Source organism: Aquidulcibacter sp. (genome assembly GCF_044346625.1).
Taxonomy (GTDB): domain Bacteria; phylum Pseudomonadota; class Alphaproteobacteria; order Caulobacterales; family Aquidulcibacteraceae; genus Aquidulcibacter.
Window position 1 is genome coordinate 77,916 of the sequence record NZ_JBIIYV010000002.1, and the last position, 16,487, is coordinate 94,402.

Annotated in this window: 14 protein-coding genes; 10 read left to right on the plus strand and 4 right to left on the minus strand. The window is 56.2% G+C overall.

All coding sequences use genetic code 11. The features are described from left to right. The first annotated feature begins 6 nt into the window (after window positions 1-6). Both hrpB and ACIQ20_RS01490 read left to right on the plus strand, forming a co-directional pair. Window positions 7-2,472, plus strand: a complete 2,466-nt coding sequence (gene hrpB / locus ACIQ20_RS01485) for an ATP-dependent helicase HrpB (RefSeq protein WP_395776723.1) — start codon at window positions 7-9, stop codon at window positions 2,470-2,472. Window positions 2,473-2,502: 30 nt separating this feature from the next. Then, a complete protein-coding gene (locus ACIQ20_RS01490) occupies window positions 2,503-3,483 on the plus strand; it encodes a threonine/serine dehydratase (protein ID WP_395776725.1) in 981 nt (326 codons plus the stop codon). 10 nt (window positions 3,484-3,493) lie between these two features. Here ACIQ20_RS01490 and ACIQ20_RS01495 read toward each other — a convergent pair whose 3' ends face one another. Beyond that, window positions 3,494-4,759, minus strand: a complete 1,266-nt coding sequence (locus ACIQ20_RS01495) for a TCR/Tet family MFS transporter (protein WP_395776727.1) — start codon at window positions 4,757-4,759, stop codon at window positions 3,494-3,496. Window positions 4,760-5,004: 245 nt separating this feature from the next. On the opposite strand from ACIQ20_RS01495, the gene ACIQ20_RS01500 reads away from it, so the two are divergent. The 8 genes from ACIQ20_RS01500 (at window position 5,005) to ACIQ20_RS01535 (ending at window position 13,916) form a co-directional block, all read left to right on the plus strand. Then, window positions 5,005-5,163, plus strand: a complete 159-nt coding sequence (locus ACIQ20_RS01500; protein ID WP_395776729.1) for a hypothetical protein — start codon at window positions 5,005-5,007, stop codon at window positions 5,161-5,163. 272 nt (window positions 5,164-5,435) lie between these two features. After that, window positions 5,436-5,723: an Asp-tRNA(Asn)/Glu-tRNA(Gln) amidotransferase subunit GatC gene (gene gatC, locus ACIQ20_RS01505; RefSeq protein ID WP_313586940.1), complete on the plus strand. Its 288-nt coding sequence runs from the start codon at window positions 5,436-5,438 to the stop codon at window positions 5,721-5,723. Further along, window positions 5,724-7,202 (plus strand): Asp-tRNA(Asn)/Glu-tRNA(Gln) amidotransferase subunit GatA, encoded by a 1,479-nt coding sequence (gatA, locus tag ACIQ20_RS01510; RefSeq protein WP_395776732.1) that lies wholly within the window; start codon window positions 5,724-5,726, stop codon window positions 7,200-7,202. A 53-nt stretch (window positions 7,203-7,255) separates the two neighbouring features. Continuing rightward, complete coding sequence (locus tag ACIQ20_RS01515) at window positions 7,256-8,650, plus strand: NAD(P)-binding protein (RefSeq protein ID WP_395776734.1); 1,395 nt, start codon at window positions 7,256-7,258, stop codon at window positions 8,648-8,650. 69 nt (window positions 8,651-8,719) lie between these two features. Next, window positions 8,720-10,180 carry a hydroxymethylglutaryl-CoA synthase family protein gene (locus tag ACIQ20_RS01520; protein ID WP_395776736.1) on the plus strand — a complete coding sequence of 487 codons (1,461 nt, stop codon included), beginning with the start codon at window positions 8,720-8,722 and terminating at the stop codon, window positions 10,178-10,180. 249 nt (window positions 10,181-10,429) lie between these two features. Then, a complete protein-coding gene (locus ACIQ20_RS01525) occupies window positions 10,430-11,743 on the plus strand; it encodes a hypothetical protein (protein ID WP_395776738.1) in 1,314 nt (437 codons plus the stop codon). 82 nt (window positions 11,744-11,825) lie between these two features. Further along, window positions 11,826-13,019, plus strand: coding sequence for an acetyl-CoA acetyltransferase (locus ACIQ20_RS01530; RefSeq protein WP_395776740.1), 1,194 nt, complete (start codon window positions 11,826-11,828; stop codon window positions 13,017-13,019). Between the two features lie 252 nt (window positions 13,020-13,271). Beyond that, window positions 13,272-13,916, plus strand: a complete 645-nt coding sequence (locus tag ACIQ20_RS01535; protein WP_395776742.1) for a glutathione S-transferase family protein — start codon at window positions 13,272-13,274, stop codon at window positions 13,914-13,916. 75 nt (window positions 13,917-13,991) lie between these two features. Here the strand turns inward: ACIQ20_RS01535 and ACIQ20_RS01540 are convergent, their stop codons facing one another. From ACIQ20_RS01540 to ACIQ20_RS01550, 3 genes are read right to left on the minus strand one after another with little or no spacing between them, the layout of a single operon-like run. Continuing rightward, the gene (locus ACIQ20_RS01540) at window positions 13,992-15,092 is read right to left on the minus strand and encodes a DUF3089 domain-containing protein (RefSeq protein ID WP_395776744.1); all 1,101 of its coding nucleotides are present in this window, start codon (window positions 15,090-15,092) and stop codon (window positions 13,992-13,994) included. Continuing rightward, complete coding sequence (locus ACIQ20_RS01545) at window positions 15,089-15,451, minus strand: DUF6285 domain-containing protein (RefSeq protein WP_395776746.1); 363 nt, start codon at window positions 15,449-15,451, stop codon at window positions 15,089-15,091. The genes ACIQ20_RS01540 and ACIQ20_RS01545 overlap by 4 nt, the downstream gene beginning before the upstream one ends. Next, complete coding sequence (locus tag ACIQ20_RS01550; RefSeq protein WP_395776748.1) at window positions 15,444-16,442, minus strand: phosphotransferase family protein; 999 nt, start codon at window positions 16,440-16,442, stop codon at window positions 15,444-15,446. Before ACIQ20_RS01550 ends, ACIQ20_RS01545 begins: the two co-directional genes overlap by 8 nt. Between the last annotated feature and the right edge of the window lie 45 nt (window positions 16,443-16,487).

A 16,487-nucleotide genomic window follows, 5' to 3' on the forward strand; every position in this document is an offset into this window, starting at 1 on the left:
GCGGCCATGATGGCGGCGATACCGCCAGATTTGCCGATCGTTGCCGTGCTGGACCACTTGCTGGCGGTCCTGCGCACCCAAACTTCTGCGGTTTTGGTGGCACCACCCGGGGCAGGTAAAACCACCTCTGTGCCCCTAGCCCTGCTCGATCAGCCGTGGGCCGCGAGCAAAAAGATCTTGATGCTCGCCCCAAGGCGTTTGGCAGCGCGGGCTGCCGCCGCTCGTATGGCCGACTTGCTTGGGGAAGCCGTGGGCGACACTGTCGGCTATCAAGTACGGCTGGATAAGAAGATTACAGCACGGACGCGGATTGAAGTAATCACCGAAGGCATTCTCACAAGGCGTATGCTGGCTGATCCGGAATTAAGTGATGTAGCCGCGGTGATCTTCGATGAAGTTCATGAGCGCAATCTGGAGGGTGATTTAGGTCTAGCCCTCGCTCTCGATATTCAAGCCGGACTGCGAGAAGATTTGCGCCTGATTGCCATGTCGGCAACAATTGAGGGCGGGCGATTGGCAGCGCAGTTGGGCGGCGCAGAATTGATCGAGAGCGCCGGTAGGCTCTATCCGATTGAGACCTTCTATGTTGGCCGATCCCAAGATCGGCCCATTGAAATACAAGCGGCCAACATGGTGCTGAAGGCTTTATCGAAAGGGCCGGGGGATGTTTTAGTTTTCCTGCCCGGCACCGCTGAAATCAACCGCGCCCTTGAAGCCATTCAGGCCAAAGCAGAGGCTTTATCCTGCGCGGTTATTGCTTTGCACGGCTCCCTAAGCCCTGCGGAGCAGGACCAAGCACTTCGGCTTCAAGCTGGCGGGCGGCGCAAAATAATTCTTTCAACCGCAATTGCAGAGACCAGTCTCACCATCGAAGGCGTTCAGATTGTTGTCGATGCGGGACTATCGCGAAGAGCAGCTTTTGAACCCGATAGCGGCTTGACCCGCTTGGTGACGGTGCGCGCCAGCCGCGCCGCTTGTGACCAACGCCGTGGCCGGGCGGGTCGAACGGCACCTGGCCAATGCTATCGCCTATGGGCAGAAGCCGAGATGGGCGCGTTTCCGGCCTATGATCGACCTGAAATCCTAGAGGCCGACCTCGCCCCATTGGTGTTGACCTTATCGTCATTCGGCGTGTCAGACCCTGCAAGCCTGAAGTGGTTGGACCCACCTCCGGTGCCAGCCCTACTAGAAGCGACCAAGCTACTCATCGACTTGGACGCGCTTGAGCCACAGGTTGGTCAAGCCCAGCGTTTGACTGAGCATGGCAAGAAGTTGGTGGGCTTTGGCCTGCCACCACGACTGGCACATATGATCGTGCGGGCAGGGGAACTTGGATTTGGAAGTACGGCTGCCCATTTGGCTGCTTTGTTGAGTGAGCGCGGGCTAGGCGGCATGTCCATTGATCTTGAACAGCGCCTTATCTCGTTTGCACGCGACCGTACACCGCGAGCAAATAAAGCCCGTGCGCAAGCACTTGGCTGGGCGCGGCAAGTCGGCGCGCAGGAGTCACCCGTCGCAGAATTGGCAGGCCGAGCACTGGCGCTTGCTTTCCCCGAACGTGTCGCCAAGGCGCGAGATCGACGGGGCGGATTTATCTTGTCCAATGGTAGTGGCGGGGAAGTGCCCGCGCATGAGGCTTTGGCGACGGCGGAATTTTTGGCCATTGGCTCCCTGCAAGGCAAAGCGGCCAATGCCCGGATCGGGGAAGCGGCCCGTCTCGACAAATCTGATCTTGAAGAGCTCTTTCCAGCCCAGATCGTAACCCGAACCCAGACACAATTTGATCGCACGCGCGGGACAATGCAGGGCCGCCACCAACGTCGCCTCGGCGCACTTGTGCTGGAAGAGCGCCCAGTTTCCTTGACTGCGGATCAGATTGAAGCAGGCCTGCTCGAAGCTGTTCGCAGCCTTGGCATCGACAAGCTCAACTGGTCTGATCGCGCACAATCCTATGTTGAGCGCCTGAATTGGCTTTACATGCGTGATCCAGAACAATGGCCACAGGGCAAACCCGGTACTTTTGAAGACATACTTGAGGCGTGGTTGGCACCAGCCTTGATTGGAGTGAAGGCTTTGTCGGATGTCGATGTAGCTCAAGCGCTTGAAAACGCCTTGTCTTGGCCAGAGCGGCAGGCCATGGCCCAAGCCGCGCCAACCCACTTTGAGACACCACTCGTAACCCGACACGCAATAGATTATTCGGCGGAGCAGGGGCCGACAGTAGCAGTACGTGTCCAGGAATTGTTTGGGCTAGAGCGCCATCCCATGCTGGCGGGCGGGCAGGTGCCTTTGGTCTTCCAATTGCTTTCGCCCGCTCACCGCCCGATTGCTGTGACTTCAAATCTGCCAGAGTTCTGGAAAGCCGGTTGGCACGATGTGAGGAAAGACATGAAGGCGCGCTATCCTCGACATGTTTGGCCGGATGATCCCGCAACTGCGCAACCCACGGCGCGCGCCAAGCCGCGGGCTTGACCTTCCCAGCGTGGCGCGTGAGGAAGGGGCATGACCTTACCCACTTTCGCGGATGTGCTAGAAGCAGATCGCCGCATCCGACCCCTCGCTTTGGTAACCCCTTTGCTGCGCGCTGATGCGCTGGATCAAGCAAGCGGTGGCCAAATCTTTGTCAAAGCCGACTGCCTCCAGCCGCGCGGTGCGTTCAAAATGCGCGGTGCCGCCAATGCAATGTTGAAGATTCCGGTTGAGGATCGTGCCAAAGGCGTCGTTGCCTTCTCATCTGGTAATCACGCCCAAGGCATTGCCTATGTCGCCAAGCATCTGGGGATGTCTGCTACGATCGTGGTGCCATCGGATGCGCCGAAGGGAAAGCTGGAGTCCGTTGAAGCCGACGGCGGCAAGATTGTCACCTATGACCGCGTGCTAGAAAGCCGTGAAGCTATTGGTGCGGCTTTAGCCGAAGAGACGGGCGCTACCTTGATCCCACCGTTTGATCATCCCGATGTGATTGCCGGCCAAGGAACCTGCGGCCTTGAAATTATCAATCAAGTCAAATATTTAGGGTTAGAACTTGATGCGCTGGTTAGTTGTGCCAGTGGCGGTGGTTTGGCGGCGGGCATTGGCCTTGCTTTAGAAGCCCTATCGCCCAAAACCCAATTGATAGGGGCAGAGCCTGTCTCGCACGATGATCTGTCGCGCTCGCTCGCTTTGGGGCACCGCGTCGCGAATGAGCCAGGCACCCGCACCATCCAAGATGCTTTGATGACGCAAATCCCGGGTGAACTCACGTTCCCAATTCTTGCTCGCATCGGGACCAGAGGCGTCGCCGTCAGCGACGATGAAGTCCTGCATGCCATGGCGTTTGCTTTCAAATATCTGCGGATCGTTCTCGAGCCAGGTGGGGCAGCCGCACTGGCAGCTGTCTTGTCAGGCAAAGTGGCGGCTAATGGCCAAGTAATTGCCGTGACTGGCAGCGGCGGCAATGTCGATCCAGAGACTTTCATACGTGCGTTGGCGATCCGGGTTTAGGCTGTTTAACTCAACTTTGCGCAGAGGCCTGATCCGCCCGGAACTGTCGCGCGCTGATCGCCGCGATCCCGGTGGCGATGAGCAAACAGAAAGCCGCCAAGCTTAGGGCGAGACCGGGCAGACTTGGTTCACGCACGGGTGCAATGGACCACGCAAATAGGGCGGTAAAGACAAGTGGGCCGACCATGCTGGTCGCAGCTTGAACGGCCCCCACGGCCCCTTGCAGGCGCCCTTGCTCGTCCGGGCCGATTTGTCGTGTCAGCAAGGACTGGATGGCTGCTCCGTAAATGCCCGCCAAGGACGCAATGGGGATTGAAGCCCAAAGTATGTATTGATTGGGTGCCCAAGCATAAAGTCCGTACCCAACGGCACCAAGCAACAGCCCCAAAATCAAAGTTGAAACCTCGCCAATACGGCGGATAATCCTGCCGACAAGGGCTGCTTGAACAATCATGGAGGCAAGGCCAACCAATCCTAAGGTGAGGCCTGCCACATCAGACTCCCAGCCGTAGCGATAGAAACCATAGAGGACAAAGGTAGCTGGGTAGACGACTTGGGCGAAGTCGCACAGACCCCGGATCACGGCGAGTTTCAAGATTTTTGGGTTTGATCCTAGAAATTGGAGAGAGTCGATCGGATTGGCGCTGTTCCAGCGAAAGGGCCTGCGATTTTCCGGCGACAGAGATTCCTTGAGCATGAACAGCCCAAATAGACCGTTCGCCCCACAGAGCCCGGCTGCGACTAAAAAAGGCAGCTGCAAGTCAATCTGCCCGAGATAGCCGCCAATGGCCGGGCCCAAAATAAAGCCCAAGCCAAAGGCTGCTCCCAACATGCCAAACTTTTGCGCACGTGTCTCAACCAGTTCGCTGTCGGCCACATAGGCGTTGGCGGCAGAACCCACAGCGCTAACAGCCCCTGATAGAACCCGTGATAAAAGCAGGACCCAAAAGGTTGGCGCAAATGCCGTCATTAAATTCGCAAGCGCTTGTCCAAAATTCGATATCAACAGGATAGGTTTGCGTCCTATTTGGTCCGACAGAGCACCTAAGATTGGCATACAGACGAACTGCATCAGTGCCCAGAAGAACCCAAAAATCCCAATCATATGGGCCGCCTCACCCACGTCTCCGCCCGTCATGTCCTTCAACAGATTGGGCAAGACAGGTACAATCATGCCCAGCGCCAGCATATCCAAGGTAATGGTAATGAAAACAAAGATAAAGCCGGATGACGCGTGCTGGTCTGGCACCGTATTACTGGGGGTGGGTGTGGTCATAGGGTTATGTGGCAGAAAATTCGTGCAGCGACCATAGGTGATGCATAAAAAAGCGTCATGGACACGCTGTATGCAGCGCCTTGTCATGACAATCCGATTCCTCTCTGCTAACCTAAGATCAGTTAGAGATCGTGTTGGAATCGCGTTTATATCATTTGGCATTCAAAAATTTGAACCGCTCAAGATACAGCAGCATGTCATAAAGTTGAATGCGCTAGGCTGAATTAAGAATACTGGAGCATCTTATGAAAGAAGTCGCACAATCGTTGGCTTTATGGATCGTTTTGGCCAGTCTCGTTATGTTTGTATCGCGGACAGAAGCTCAAAGCAGCTACCCTCAGCAAGCAAGCACCTGTATCGAAGGTCTGAACCTAACCGATATCAGCACATATGTGTGTCGATAAGGCGGAGAGGAACAATCTACGCCATTACCGCTCTTTATTAGAGCTTTTGCCGCTCACCATTGTTTTCGTTCATCCCAAGGTCGGTGGCTATCCGTTCTGACTGTTTGAACTGCTACTATAATCCTCTGCGTCAGATAGGGGGATAACTAATTGGCCATCACGCCTCCCAAACTGCTTATCTCTGCCATCGACTATCGCGCCCACTGGCCTGAATCCTTGCTCTTGGCGGCATGAACCGTTAGCGACAAGTCGACAATAAGGACCCTCAACCCATGGCAGTAGACGCAAATACCGTGCGGCGTGTCGCCCGATTGGCGCGCATTCACGAACCTGATTCCCGCCTTGAAAGCTTAGCTGGCGAATTGAACACGATCCTCGGCTGGATCGAGATGCTCAATGAAGTTGATGTTGAAGGCGTTGAGCCGATGACAAGCGCTGTGGAAACAACACTGCCGTTGCGCGATGACGTTGTGACCGATGGCGGCAATTCGCAAAAAATCGTCGCCAATGCGCCCCGTAGTGCGGATGGATTCTTTGTGGTTCCAAAGGTGGTTGAATAAATGACCAAATTGACTGAGCTGACCCTAGCCGCAGCCCGCGACGGTTTGGCGTCGAAAGCCTTTTCTGCGGTTGAGCTGGCCAAGGCGTTTAATGCCGCCATAGAAGCCGCCAATCCGCACCTTAATGCCTATGTTGTCACCACGCCTGAGAAAGCGCTGGCGATGGCGGCTACCTCTGATGCGCGCTTGAAGGATGGCAGCGCTGGCCGCTTGGAAGGTATTCCTCTGGGCATCAAGGATTTGTTCTGCACAGAAGGTGTGCGTGCAACCGCCTGTTCCAACATTCTAGGTGAGTTCAAGCCAACTTATGAAAGCACGGTCACCAGCCAATTGTGGCGCGATGGCGCGGTGATGTTGGGTAAGCTCAATATGGATGAGTTTGCCATGGGCTCGTCCAATGAGACCAGTCGTTTTGGCCCGGTCGTTAATCCGTGGAAGCGTCAGGATGGGGCCAATGCTTCATTGACCCCCGGCGGCTCTTCTGGCGGGTCAGCTGCCGCGGTTGCCGCAGACTTGTGCTTAGGTGCCACGGCAACCGACACCGGCGGCTCGATCCGCCAGCCTGCTGCCTTCACGGGTACCGTTGGGATCAAGCCAACCTATGGCCGCGCCAGCCGCTTTGGCATTGTTGCCTTTGCCAGTTCACTCGATCAAGCAGGTCCTATTGCCAAGACGGTTTTGGACAGTGCGATCTTGTTAGAGTCGATGTGCGGTCACGATCCTAAGGACTCAACCAGCCTGCAAATCCCCGTGCCTGATTTTGCTGCCGCTGTCGCCCGCGGCGTCAAAGGTTTGAAGATTGGTGTGCCTAAGGAATACCGGGTCGACGGCATGCCGGAGGCTATTGAAAAGCTGTGGAGCGATGGCATCGCTTGGCTGAAGGATGCAGGCGCGGAAATCGTTGATGTTTCTCTGCCACACACCAAATACGCTCTGCCTTGCTATTACATCGTAGCCCCAGCCGAAGCTTCCTCCAACCTTGCCCGCTATGACGGCATGCGCTTTGGCGCACGCGTCGAGGGGGAAACCTTGACCGAAGTCTATGAACAAAGCCGGGCGCAAGGCTTTGGCAATGAAGTGAAGCGGCGCATTCTGATTGGCACCTATGTGCTGTCTGCTGGCTATTATGATGCCTATTATCTGCGTGCCCAACGGGTCCGCACCAAGATTGCCGAAGACTTCCGTTTGGCCTGGCAAAAATGCGACGCGCTTTTGACGCCGACTGCGCCATCTGCGGCGTTTGGCTTGGGCGAAAAGAGTGATGACCCTATTCAGATGTATCTGAATGACGTCTTCACCGTGACGGCCAACCTCGCCGGGCTACCCGGTATTTCGGTGCCTGCGGCGCTGGATTCTCAAGGTCTACCCTTAGGGCTGCAAGTCATTGGGCGGGCTTTGGATGAAGAGACGGTGTTTGCGGTTGCGGGTGTCCTTGAGGCACAATCAGGTTTCAACGCGAAGGCGAGATCTTGGTGGTAAATCCTGATGCAAGCCTCTAAGGACATCGAGGTTTGATTCAGGAAAGGCCAATCATGGAAACCGATTATCTGATTGTTGGGGCAGGGGCGGTTGGCCTTGCCTTTGCCGATACGTTGTTGGCAGAGACCGACGCCCACATCACGATTGTGGATCGCCATGGTAAGCCCGGTGGCCATTGGAATGATGCCTATAGCTTTGTATCCTTGCACCAGCCATCCGCATTTTATGGGGTGAATTCGCTGCCGCTTGGCCATGATCGCATTGATGAGACGGGGATTAATCAAGGTCTCTATGAGCTTGCGTCGGGCCCGGAAGTCAGTGGCTATTTTGAGAAGGTGATGAACCAGCGCCTGTTGGCGAGCGGTGCTGTCCAGTATTTTCCCATGTCGAATTACAAAGGGGACGGCCGGTTTGTATCCTTGTTGTCCGGCAAGGAAACCCAGGTTCACATCCGCAAGAAGACCGTCGATGCCACGTATTTTGGAACCACGGTTCCTTCTACCCACAAGCCGCAATTTGCTGTTGAGCCCGGCGTTGATTTTGTGCCCCTGAATGAACTGCCTCATCTTTGGAAGCGCAGCCAAGGGATGCCAAAGCATTTTGTGATCGTTGGCGCTGGAAAAACCGGGATGGACGCGGCCTGCTGGTTGTTGACCTCCGGTGCTGATCCAGAGTCGATCAGTTGGATCATGCCGCGCGATTCCTGGCTCCTCAATCGCCTGAAGACCCAACCCGGTATCGATTTTTTTGAGGAAACCATCGCAGGCCAAGCCGACATGATGGAAGCTTGTGCGTTGGCGACCGATGTCGACGATTTGTTTGAACGCTTGGAAGCAAGCGGTGTGATGTTGCGGATTGACCCGAACGTGCGTCCGACCATCCACCGTTATGCCACGGTCTCGACCGGTGAAGTAGCGCAGCTGGCCCGCATCAAGAACGTGATCCGCAAAGGCCGTGTTACCTCGATCAGCCCGAACTCGGTGGTGCTGGAGGGCGGAAAGGAAACGTTTGACGAAGGAACCCTCTTCATCGACTGCTCCGCCAGTGCTGTGGAAGACCGCCCCGCGGTGCCTGTATTCCAGGGTGATCTGATTGTGCCGCAAATGATCCGCCTTCCTCAGCCCGCATTCAGCGCGGCACTCACGGCCTATGTTGAGGCCAATTACGAGGATGATACCACCAAGAATGGCCTATGCGGATCAATTCCCTTGCCGCGCACCTTGGACCTGTATCCGCGCGCGGTGCTGGGCAATATGATGAACCAATTGGCGTGGAGCCAAGACCCCAAATTGCGTGAATGGATTCGTGAGTCGCGCTTGGATGGGTTCGGCAAAGTTATTGCCGCAGTTGATCCAACTGACATGGCGAAAGTGGCGATCTTGAAGAAGTTCCGGAGCTTTTCCATGCCTGCGGCTGCCAACCTCACCAAATTGATCCCACCATCTTGAAAACGGCACGACCTCGCGCCAAAGTGGACTGATACAAGAACGAATAACAATGCTTGGGGAGATGGCGCGATGATTGGGATTACAGCTTTTGGAGCCTATGTGCCGCGCCTGCGCTTGCAGAAGAAAGCGATGGCTCAGACCAATGCGTGGCTCGCGCCTAATTTGATGGGTAAAGCGAAGGGCGAGCGTGCCTTTGGTAATTGGGACGAGGATGCCATTACCTTTGCCGTGGAAGCAGCCCGTGATGCTTTGGGGCCAGACGATGATCGCTCGCACATCAAGGCACTCTATTTTGCCTCCACCACGGCCCCCTTCGCCGACCGCTTGAACGCTGGCATTGTGCAAGCGGCTTTGACGCTGGAACCAACGATCCAAGCCGCCGACATCTCCGGCACGCAGAAGGCTGGCATGACGGCATTGGCCCAAGCCCTTTGCGTCGCCAATGGTGCGCCTGAGGGTGCAAACCCCAGTCTCTTAGTAGCCGCAGGTGATCGCCGTGTGCCAAAGGCCGTCTCTGCGCAAGAATTTGACTATGGCGATGGCGGCGCGGCCATGGTGGTGGGCCGTCAGAATGTTCTTGCCGAATGGGTGGGCGGGGCTGCGAGCACGGTTGATTTCGTTGATCATTTTCGCGGTGCTGACGAGGCCTTTGATTATCAATGGGAAGAGCGCTGGATCCGCGACGAAGGCTATATGAAGATTGTGCCGCCGGTTTTGACGCGGGCTTTGGCCAGTGCCGGACTTGAAGCCGCCGCCGTCGACCACTTCATTCTGCCGAGCACCTTCAAGGGCATTGCCGAGGGCATCGCCAAGCGCTTGGGCCTGAAGCCCGAAGCAGTCCGCGACAATCTGGGTACAATCGTGGGCGAGACTGGCTGCGCCCACGCGCTTTTGATGTTGGCTGGCGTTTTGGAGAAGGCGCAAGCTGGGCAGACGATACTGGTGGCGCAATTCGGGCAAGGCTGTGAGGCGCTGGTCTTTAAGGTAACCGACGCAATCACACAGTTCAAACCCCGTGTAGGCCTATCGGGTTGGCTCGCCAACCAGAAGGAGGAGACCAGCTATATGAAATATCTGGTCTTTAACGGCTTGGTTGATTGGGATAAGGGCATGCGGGCGGAAAAGGATAACAAGACCGCTTTGACGACGCTGTATCGCTATAATGATGGCATTTTGGGCCTCGTTGGTGGTAAATGTCAGGTCACGGGGACCGTGCAATATCCGCGTACGCGCATTTCCGTTGCGCCAAATTCCCCCGAAGTCGACAGCCAAGAACCCTATAAATTCGCCGAACGCGCTGCCAAGGTCCTGACCTACTCAGCGGACTATCTGACCTATTCGATGAACCCACCCAATCATTACGGCCAGATCGACTTTGAGGGTGGCGGTCGGATCTTTATGGACATCGCCGATGTTGAGCCCGGCGAGATCGATAGCGGCACCGAGGTTCGCATGGCGTTTCGCGTCAAAGAGTGGGACGACCGACGCGGCTTTACCCGCTATTTCTGGAAAGCCGTGCCAGCGCGGTGAGGGGGACTTGAACCGGTCCTGGCCGCTCTTTATCTCCAACCCTGTCATCCCCGCCGAGGCAATAGCGTAGAGCGGGGACCTCAAAGGACTTTGCGGCATGGGGTTCCGGATCGGCTATCGCCGTCCGTGATGACACCACTCGACGGGCTTTTCTAACCCGCAATTTAATAGACCAGTCCGCCCAAACCCTGTAACCACAATGGAGGCCCTGCCGTAGGCCATACTAGGCAGGCAAAAAGGGACAAACCTATGGGATTGCGTCGAAAACTTGCTTTGGGGGCAGTTCTGATTGTTACTGGCTTGGCCCTCAGTGCCGGTGGATGTGCTCTGCAGCGCCTCCCCAATGTCCCGCGTGAGATTGCAGGCCCAGCGGCCTCGCCCCCGGTTTTGGCGGCCTTCCGCTCTGACCCAGCGGTCCAAACTCAACAAGATTGGCACGACCGCCGTGTACCCCTCTTGAAAGCGCGCTTTCAAAGTGAAATCTATGGCGCGATGCCTGCACCTGCAGGATATGAGATCGTCAGCTGGGAGGTGCTACAGGCCCCCGAGAAAGGCGCGATCGGCACCATTGAGCGTATCACAATTGCGCTTAAGACCGCCCAAAGAGGGCCTTGGCCTAGAGGGCAGCCCGTTGTCGATCTCATTTTGATGACCCCTAAAGGCAAAGGCCCATTCCCGGTCATCGCGGGCGGCACCTTTTGTGGCAATGACGTCCTGCTTGCGAAACAACGGGGCATGCGCACAACCATCATGCCTCTGCCGCAAGAATGTAGCGGCGGCGTGCCAGAATTCCTTGTGACAGCCATCTTCGGTCTACACGCCAATGCGCCGCCTTGGGAAACATTAGCCGCTAAGGGCTATGCTGTGGCATCTTGGCATCCCGGCGACGTGGTCCCGGATTTGGCCGTAGTCGCAGAACCCTATTTGCAAGCCTTGACGCCTGTTGGCACGCCACCAGCCCAGCGGACTGGGGCCATTGCAGGCTGGGCTTGGACCTCATCGCGCATGGTCGATGTTTTATGTGCCGACCCACGTCTAGACCCAACGAGGGTGATGTTGTGGGGCCATTCGCGACATGGGAAAGCCGCTTTGCTCTCAGCTGCCTTTGACCCAAGGCCTGCTGCGGTCTGGGCGTTACAATCGGGAACTGCCGGTGCGGCTTTGGGCCGCGACGATGTGGGTGAGCCTGTGGCAGACATTACCGCGTCTTTTCCCCATTGGTTTGCGCCATCCTATCGCGCCTATGCAGACAAACCAACTGACCTCGATGTCGATCAGCACCAGTTGATTGCGCTGATTGCGCCACGTCCTGTTTTGATCGGAACGGGGCGGCGGGACCAATGGGGTGACCCGCATGGCAGCTTCCGGGCGTTAAAAGGCGCTGACCCTGTCTATGAGCTTTTTGGCGCGCCAGCCTTTACCCAGACCAAATTGCGAGAACCCGATGGAAAAGGCGTGTTGGCCTTCTACATGCGGCCCGGCCTGCACGGCATCCACACCGAGGATTGGGATGAAGCGCTTTCCTTTTTTGATCGCACCGTCCCAAAAGCGACAACAAAGTAGCCAAACTGCCGCTTGAAACCCTGATCAATCTGCGTCACAGTCCATAAAAATAAATGCCGCATAGGCTCAGGGAGGCATCATCATGGCCGCAGGAATTCGTGACAAGGTCGCCGTCATCGGCATGGGCTGTTCCAAGTTTGGGGAACGTTGGGATTGCGGTCCTGAGGAATTGATGGTCGAGGCCTATTTAGAGGCTATGGCCGATGCTGGTATCGAGCCAACGCAATTGGATGCGGCTTGGTTTTCAACCCACATTGACGAAATCGGCACCGGCAAGGGCGGCACCCCTTTGTCAGTCGCGCTACGCTTGCCCAATATTGCGGTGACGAGGGTTGAGAATTTTTGTGCTTCAGGCTCTGAGGCGTTTCGAGGCGCGGTTTATGCTGTGGCCGCTGGGGCAGCAGACATCGCGATTGCTGTGGGCGTCGAGAAACTGAAAGATACAGGGTATGGCGGCCTGCCCACTGGCAATATGGGGACCTATATTCCCCAGACCGCCCCGAATGGTTCAGCTCCCGGTAACTTCGCCCAATTGGCCAGTGCGTATCGCGCCAAGCACAATGTGTCGCGTGAAGACCTCAAGCGCGCCATTGCCCATGTCTCGGTAAAAAGCCACGCTAATGGCTCAAAAAATCCCAAGGCGCATTTGCGTAATGTGGTGACCGAAGAACAAGTCATGGCCGCCCCGATGATTGCAGAGCCTCTGGGCCTGTTTGATTGCTGTGGTGTGTCCGATGGTGCTGCGGCTGCTATCGTTACGACGCCTGAAATCGCGCGTGCTTTGGGCAAGAAAGATTTGGTCTATGTGAAGGCCTTGCAGCTATCGGTCTCTAACGGGATGGAAAGCCAGCATAATTCTTGGGATGGCTCTTACTTCCATACGGCCCGCATCGCCGCGAAGAAGGCCTATCTTGAGGCGGGCATTGACCGCCCGCGTGACCAGATTTCGATGATTGAGGTCCATGATTGCTTCTCGGTGACCGAGCTCGTCACGATGGAAGATCTGTTCATCTCGCCCGAAGGCCAAGGCTGGAAAGATGTCATGAATGGCTTTTATGATGGCGATGGCCAAGTGCCGTGCCAGATTGATGGTGGCTTGAAATGCTTTGGCCATCCCATTGGTGCTTCGGGATTGCGGATGCTCTATGAAATGTATTTGCAATTGCAGGGTCGCGCGGGTGATCGCCAGTTGTCCAACCCCAGCTTAGGGCTAACGCACAATCTCGGCGGGGCACCTGCCAGCAATGTCTGCTCGGTGGCGATTATCGGCCTTTGAGGCGAGACCCGGTCAAGCGCCCTTATTCATTGCTAGGCAAGTCTGGAAGACTTGAACATTAGCTGGTCAATTCTTGTGACTTGACTGCATTGATTGGCATTTAGGCTGTCAAAGTTATTGGCCAGACGCGCGTCTGGCGCTACCTATCCTCCGAAGAAAGGCGCGCTACGCGAGTCGCAATTCATTGATAAGCGTCTGTCCTAAGGGCAGCTAAAGCACGCTATTTGTTATAAGAACCAGGGAGCTTGAGTGATGAAATTATATGGAAGTGACCTTTCCCCGTTTGTGCAGCGCGTGAAGATGCAGATTGCCGCTAAGGGTTTGGAAGTTGAGTATCTGCCCCCTCCGGGCGGCGGCATGAAAAGCGAAGAGTTTCTGGCCATCAACCCAATCGGGAAAATCCCTTGCTTGGTCACCGACTCGGGTATGTCCTTGCCGGAGTCAGAAGTCATTCTGGAATATCTCGAAGATGCATTCCCAAAGCCTGCTCTGCGTCCACGTAAGCCCGAAGAGCGCGCACAAGTGCGTCTGATTTCGCGGGTGAATGACATTTATGTGGGCCCTGCCATGGGTAAAGTGTTTGGGCTATTGGGCCCCGGCAAAGATCCCGAAGTCGTCAAAGCAGCCATTGCAGACGTCTATACCGCACTTGGTCACCTCGAATATGTGTTGACGGGCAAAAAGCATGCAGCTGGCAATAAGTTCAGCTTGGCAGACTGCACCATCACGCCAAGCCTGTTCTTCGTGGTTAAAATCCTGCCGGTCTTGGGCGTTAAAGCACCTTTGAAGAATTTCAAGAAGATCGCCAAATACTGGAAAACCCGTGAAAAGGATCCGGTTACTGTGAAGGCGATTGAAGAGATGACGGTTGAACTGAAAGCCCGCTTTGGGATGTAAATCCTGTTAAGCCGAACAGTCAAAAGCCCGTCGGAACTTTGGGCTCGGCGGGCTTTTTTCTGTGAAGATCGGGTCTTACCTTAGCGCATTGACCCTGGCTTGGACATCGGTGCTGAGTGCGGCGTAAAACAGATTATAGCCGGTGATCTTATAAAAAGTGCCTAATTCGAACCGCGCCCGTGACAGGGCTGCAGGGCGGTTTACCTCGACCCACAACAAGTCATTGCGGCATATGGCACCCGTCTCGCCGGGCAATAGCGCGGGCTCGGTGCCGCGCTCTAGGCCACTGGCAGCAGCAGACCCTCGATTGGTGCTGGCGGACGCATTGTTAAGGGGCGCTGCCCCCGTCAGCGGGTTCACGCACGCAAACCGCCCCCCGCCAATGGCACGATAGCCCATATTCGCTGTCCAGATCGTTGAACGCTCTTTCAAGATGCGCGCGCCGCGTTGGTCTCCACCATCGAGGCTCGTGTAACTAACAAAGCAGCCGGTCTGATTGGCGCTCTGACACGGCTTGGGAAAGCCTTGCACCGCAATTGGGCCTTCGAACAGAGCATTAGGTACTGGCTGATCAATCAGATAGGTTGCAGCCAACATGGGTCCCAAATCGCCTTTTTCTTGCAGGAGCCGGAGCACATGCAGGCCACCTTGCCCAAGTCCCACCAGAACAAAGGGTCGCTTGGGGTTGCGCGCTTGCTGAAAGGTCAGAAAGGCGCGCGCAACATCCTCATAGGCAAGGTTGAGCGCTTCGCGGCTATCGTCCCGCTGTGACAACAGGGCGAACAGCACGGCTTGGCGATAACGAGGCACCCAGAGGTGGCCCGCTGCGGCAAAGGGTTCCCCATGATTGGGCAGGGCGACCGTTTCCAGCCTCGTGCGGGAGACATTGTCGGCAATATCCATGTTCCAGCCCGTATTGCCGCTCCAAGCGGTTGTGGGATGCACGATGAAGATGTCCGCTTTGCCAAGGCTTCTATTGGCCCCTTGTGGGCGAAAAGCCCAAGCGGCGGCATCACTATAGTCGGGGACGGGCGGTGGTTCGTCGACTTGAAATGGGACGGCGGGCTGGATCAGTTCACGGAACAAATTATCGCGCATGAAATAGGCCGTCAGCCCAACCAACAGATTGAGGCTAATAATCCCGCCTATGATCCAACGTTGCCACTTCTGGCTCATGGGTTCAGGCCGCTATAGCTGGGCTGATCAATCGCCAATTGGGCGGAGGTAATCTCACGCAGAGTTGCCAAAAGACTTGGATTGTCACACGCTAGGTCACCCGATCGGATTTGCGCGCAAACTTGGCCGTTTAATGCTTCCAAAGTGCTTGCCTCATCGTTCAATAGGGCAGCGAACAGGGCCCGCGCCCGGGTGTCTGCTGTGGGCCTCTGCGCCATCTCACGCTCGACCAAAGCCAAAGCATTGGCAGCTACGCGTGCGTGGAAAGCGGCTTGGCCGCTGAGTTGGGGAGCCGCAACTTGGTTCAAGAAGCCGATCACCGAGCCCAGTAATTCTTCAGAGGAGGGGGCTTCATGCATGGGGGCGGCCTTCCATCAGATTGAGTAAGTCTATTTCGGCTTCAGACGCCCGCCTGCCAATCATCGCGCGCTCAATCGATGGATCGGCTTTGGTGGCAAAGGCCTGATACATGATCAAGCACATGATACCCCATTTCAAGCTACCCAAGGCCTGAAACCAGTCGAGGTCCTTTGGCTCGAACGACTGGCCACTGGAGGCCTGATAGCCTGCCAGAAGCTCTTCAAGGGGGCCAAAGCCGCCAACCTTCTTGTCACGTACGCCAAAGCGCCAAGAGTTGACGCAGATCCAGCCCAGATCTTCGCGCGGATCCCCTTGATGGGCCAGCTCCCAGTCCAAGACAGCGGCGAGACCGCTTTCATTGACCATCAAATTGCCATTGCGGAAATCACCATGCACCAAGGTCGTGGAAAGGGGTGCCGGTGCATGTTGACGCAGCCACGACAAGGCGAGCTCAAATACCGGACGATCCATTTCAAAGCCGCGATAAATAGCTTCATAGCGGTCCAATTGATCCAAGCCATGGCTTATCGGCAGGTCTGACGGCAAGTTATCTGGCGCAACCGCATGGATTTTTGCCAATGCTTCGCCACATTGAAATGCCAGACGCGGGCGGGCAAGGCTGTATTCTTCATCGCGCAGGATTTTGCGTGCGATCGTTTGCCCTGCCACATGGGCCATGATGAAGGCATCGCCTAAGTCATCTTCTGGGCTACAGACGTGAATGATTTCGGGGACAGGTGTACCAGTTTGTGCGGCGGCGGCAATAATCTGCGCCTCTTTTACGAGGCCAATGGCTTCACCCTTCGCGGCACTTTGAAACGGGGCCCGGCGCAGAATGAGGTGGCGCGGGGCTTCGTTGGGCAAATGAAGGCTAAAGCCCCACGTCTCTTGGCTTGCCCCGCCCGACAGCCGCGTCATCTCACGCACCTCTGCGTTTGGACCAAAGCGGGTCTGCATCACGCGGGTGAGGGGGGCGGCCAAAGAAGTCATCCGCCCACCTTGGGCAAGCTTGACGGGTTTTTCAAGTGAGGGGCA

Excerpts from the sequence above, each read along its gene's own strand:
- ACIQ20_RS01495 (WP_395776727.1), bottom strand. The coding sequence starts at position 4,759 with ATGACCACACCCACCCCCAGTAATACGGTGCCAGACCAGCACGCGTCA.
- ACIQ20_RS01525 (WP_395776738.1), top strand. The coding sequence starts at position 10,430 with ATGGGATTGCGTCGAAAACTTGCTTTGGGGGCAGTTCTGATTGTTACT.
- gatA (WP_395776732.1), top strand. The coding sequence starts at position 5,724 with ATGACCAAATTGACTGAGCTGACCCTAGCCGCAGCCCGCGACGGTTTG.
- ACIQ20_RS01535 (WP_395776742.1), top strand. The coding sequence starts at position 13,272 with ATGAAATTATATGGAAGTGACCTTTCCCCGTTTGTGCAGCGCGTGAAG.
- ACIQ20_RS01520 (WP_395776736.1), top strand. The coding sequence starts at position 8,720 with ATGATTGGGATTACAGCTTTTGGAGCCTATGTGCCGCGCCTGCGCTTG.
- ACIQ20_RS01530 (WP_395776740.1), top strand. The coding sequence starts at position 11,826 with ATGGCCGCAGGAATTCGTGACAAGGTCGCCGTCATCGGCATGGGCTGT.
- gatC (WP_313586940.1), top strand. The coding sequence starts at position 5,436 with ATGGCAGTAGACGCAAATACCGTGCGGCGTGTCGCCCGATTGGCGCGC.
- ACIQ20_RS01545 (WP_395776746.1), bottom strand. The coding sequence starts at position 15,451 with ATGCATGAAGCCCCCTCCTCTGAAGAATTACTGGGCTCGGTGATCGGC.
- ACIQ20_RS01500 (WP_395776729.1), top strand. The coding sequence starts at position 5,005 with ATGAAAGAAGTCGCACAATCGTTGGCTTTATGGATCGTTTTGGCCAGT.
- ACIQ20_RS01490 (WP_395776725.1), top strand. The coding sequence starts at position 2,503 with ATGACCTTACCCACTTTCGCGGATGTGCTAGAAGCAGATCGCCGCATC.
- ACIQ20_RS01550 (WP_395776748.1), bottom strand. The coding sequence starts at position 16,442 with ATGACTTCTTTGGCCGCCCCCCTCACCCGCGTGATGCAGACCCGCTTT.
- ACIQ20_RS01540 (WP_395776744.1), bottom strand. The coding sequence starts at position 15,092 with ATGAGCCAGAAGTGGCAACGTTGGATCATAGGCGGGATTATTAGCCTC.
- ACIQ20_RS01515 (WP_395776734.1), top strand. The coding sequence starts at position 7,256 with ATGGAAACCGATTATCTGATTGTTGGGGCAGGGGCGGTTGGCCTTGCC.
- hrpB (WP_395776723.1), top strand. The coding sequence starts at position 7 with ATGATGGCGGCGATACCGCCAGATTTGCCGATCGTTGCCGTGCTGGAC.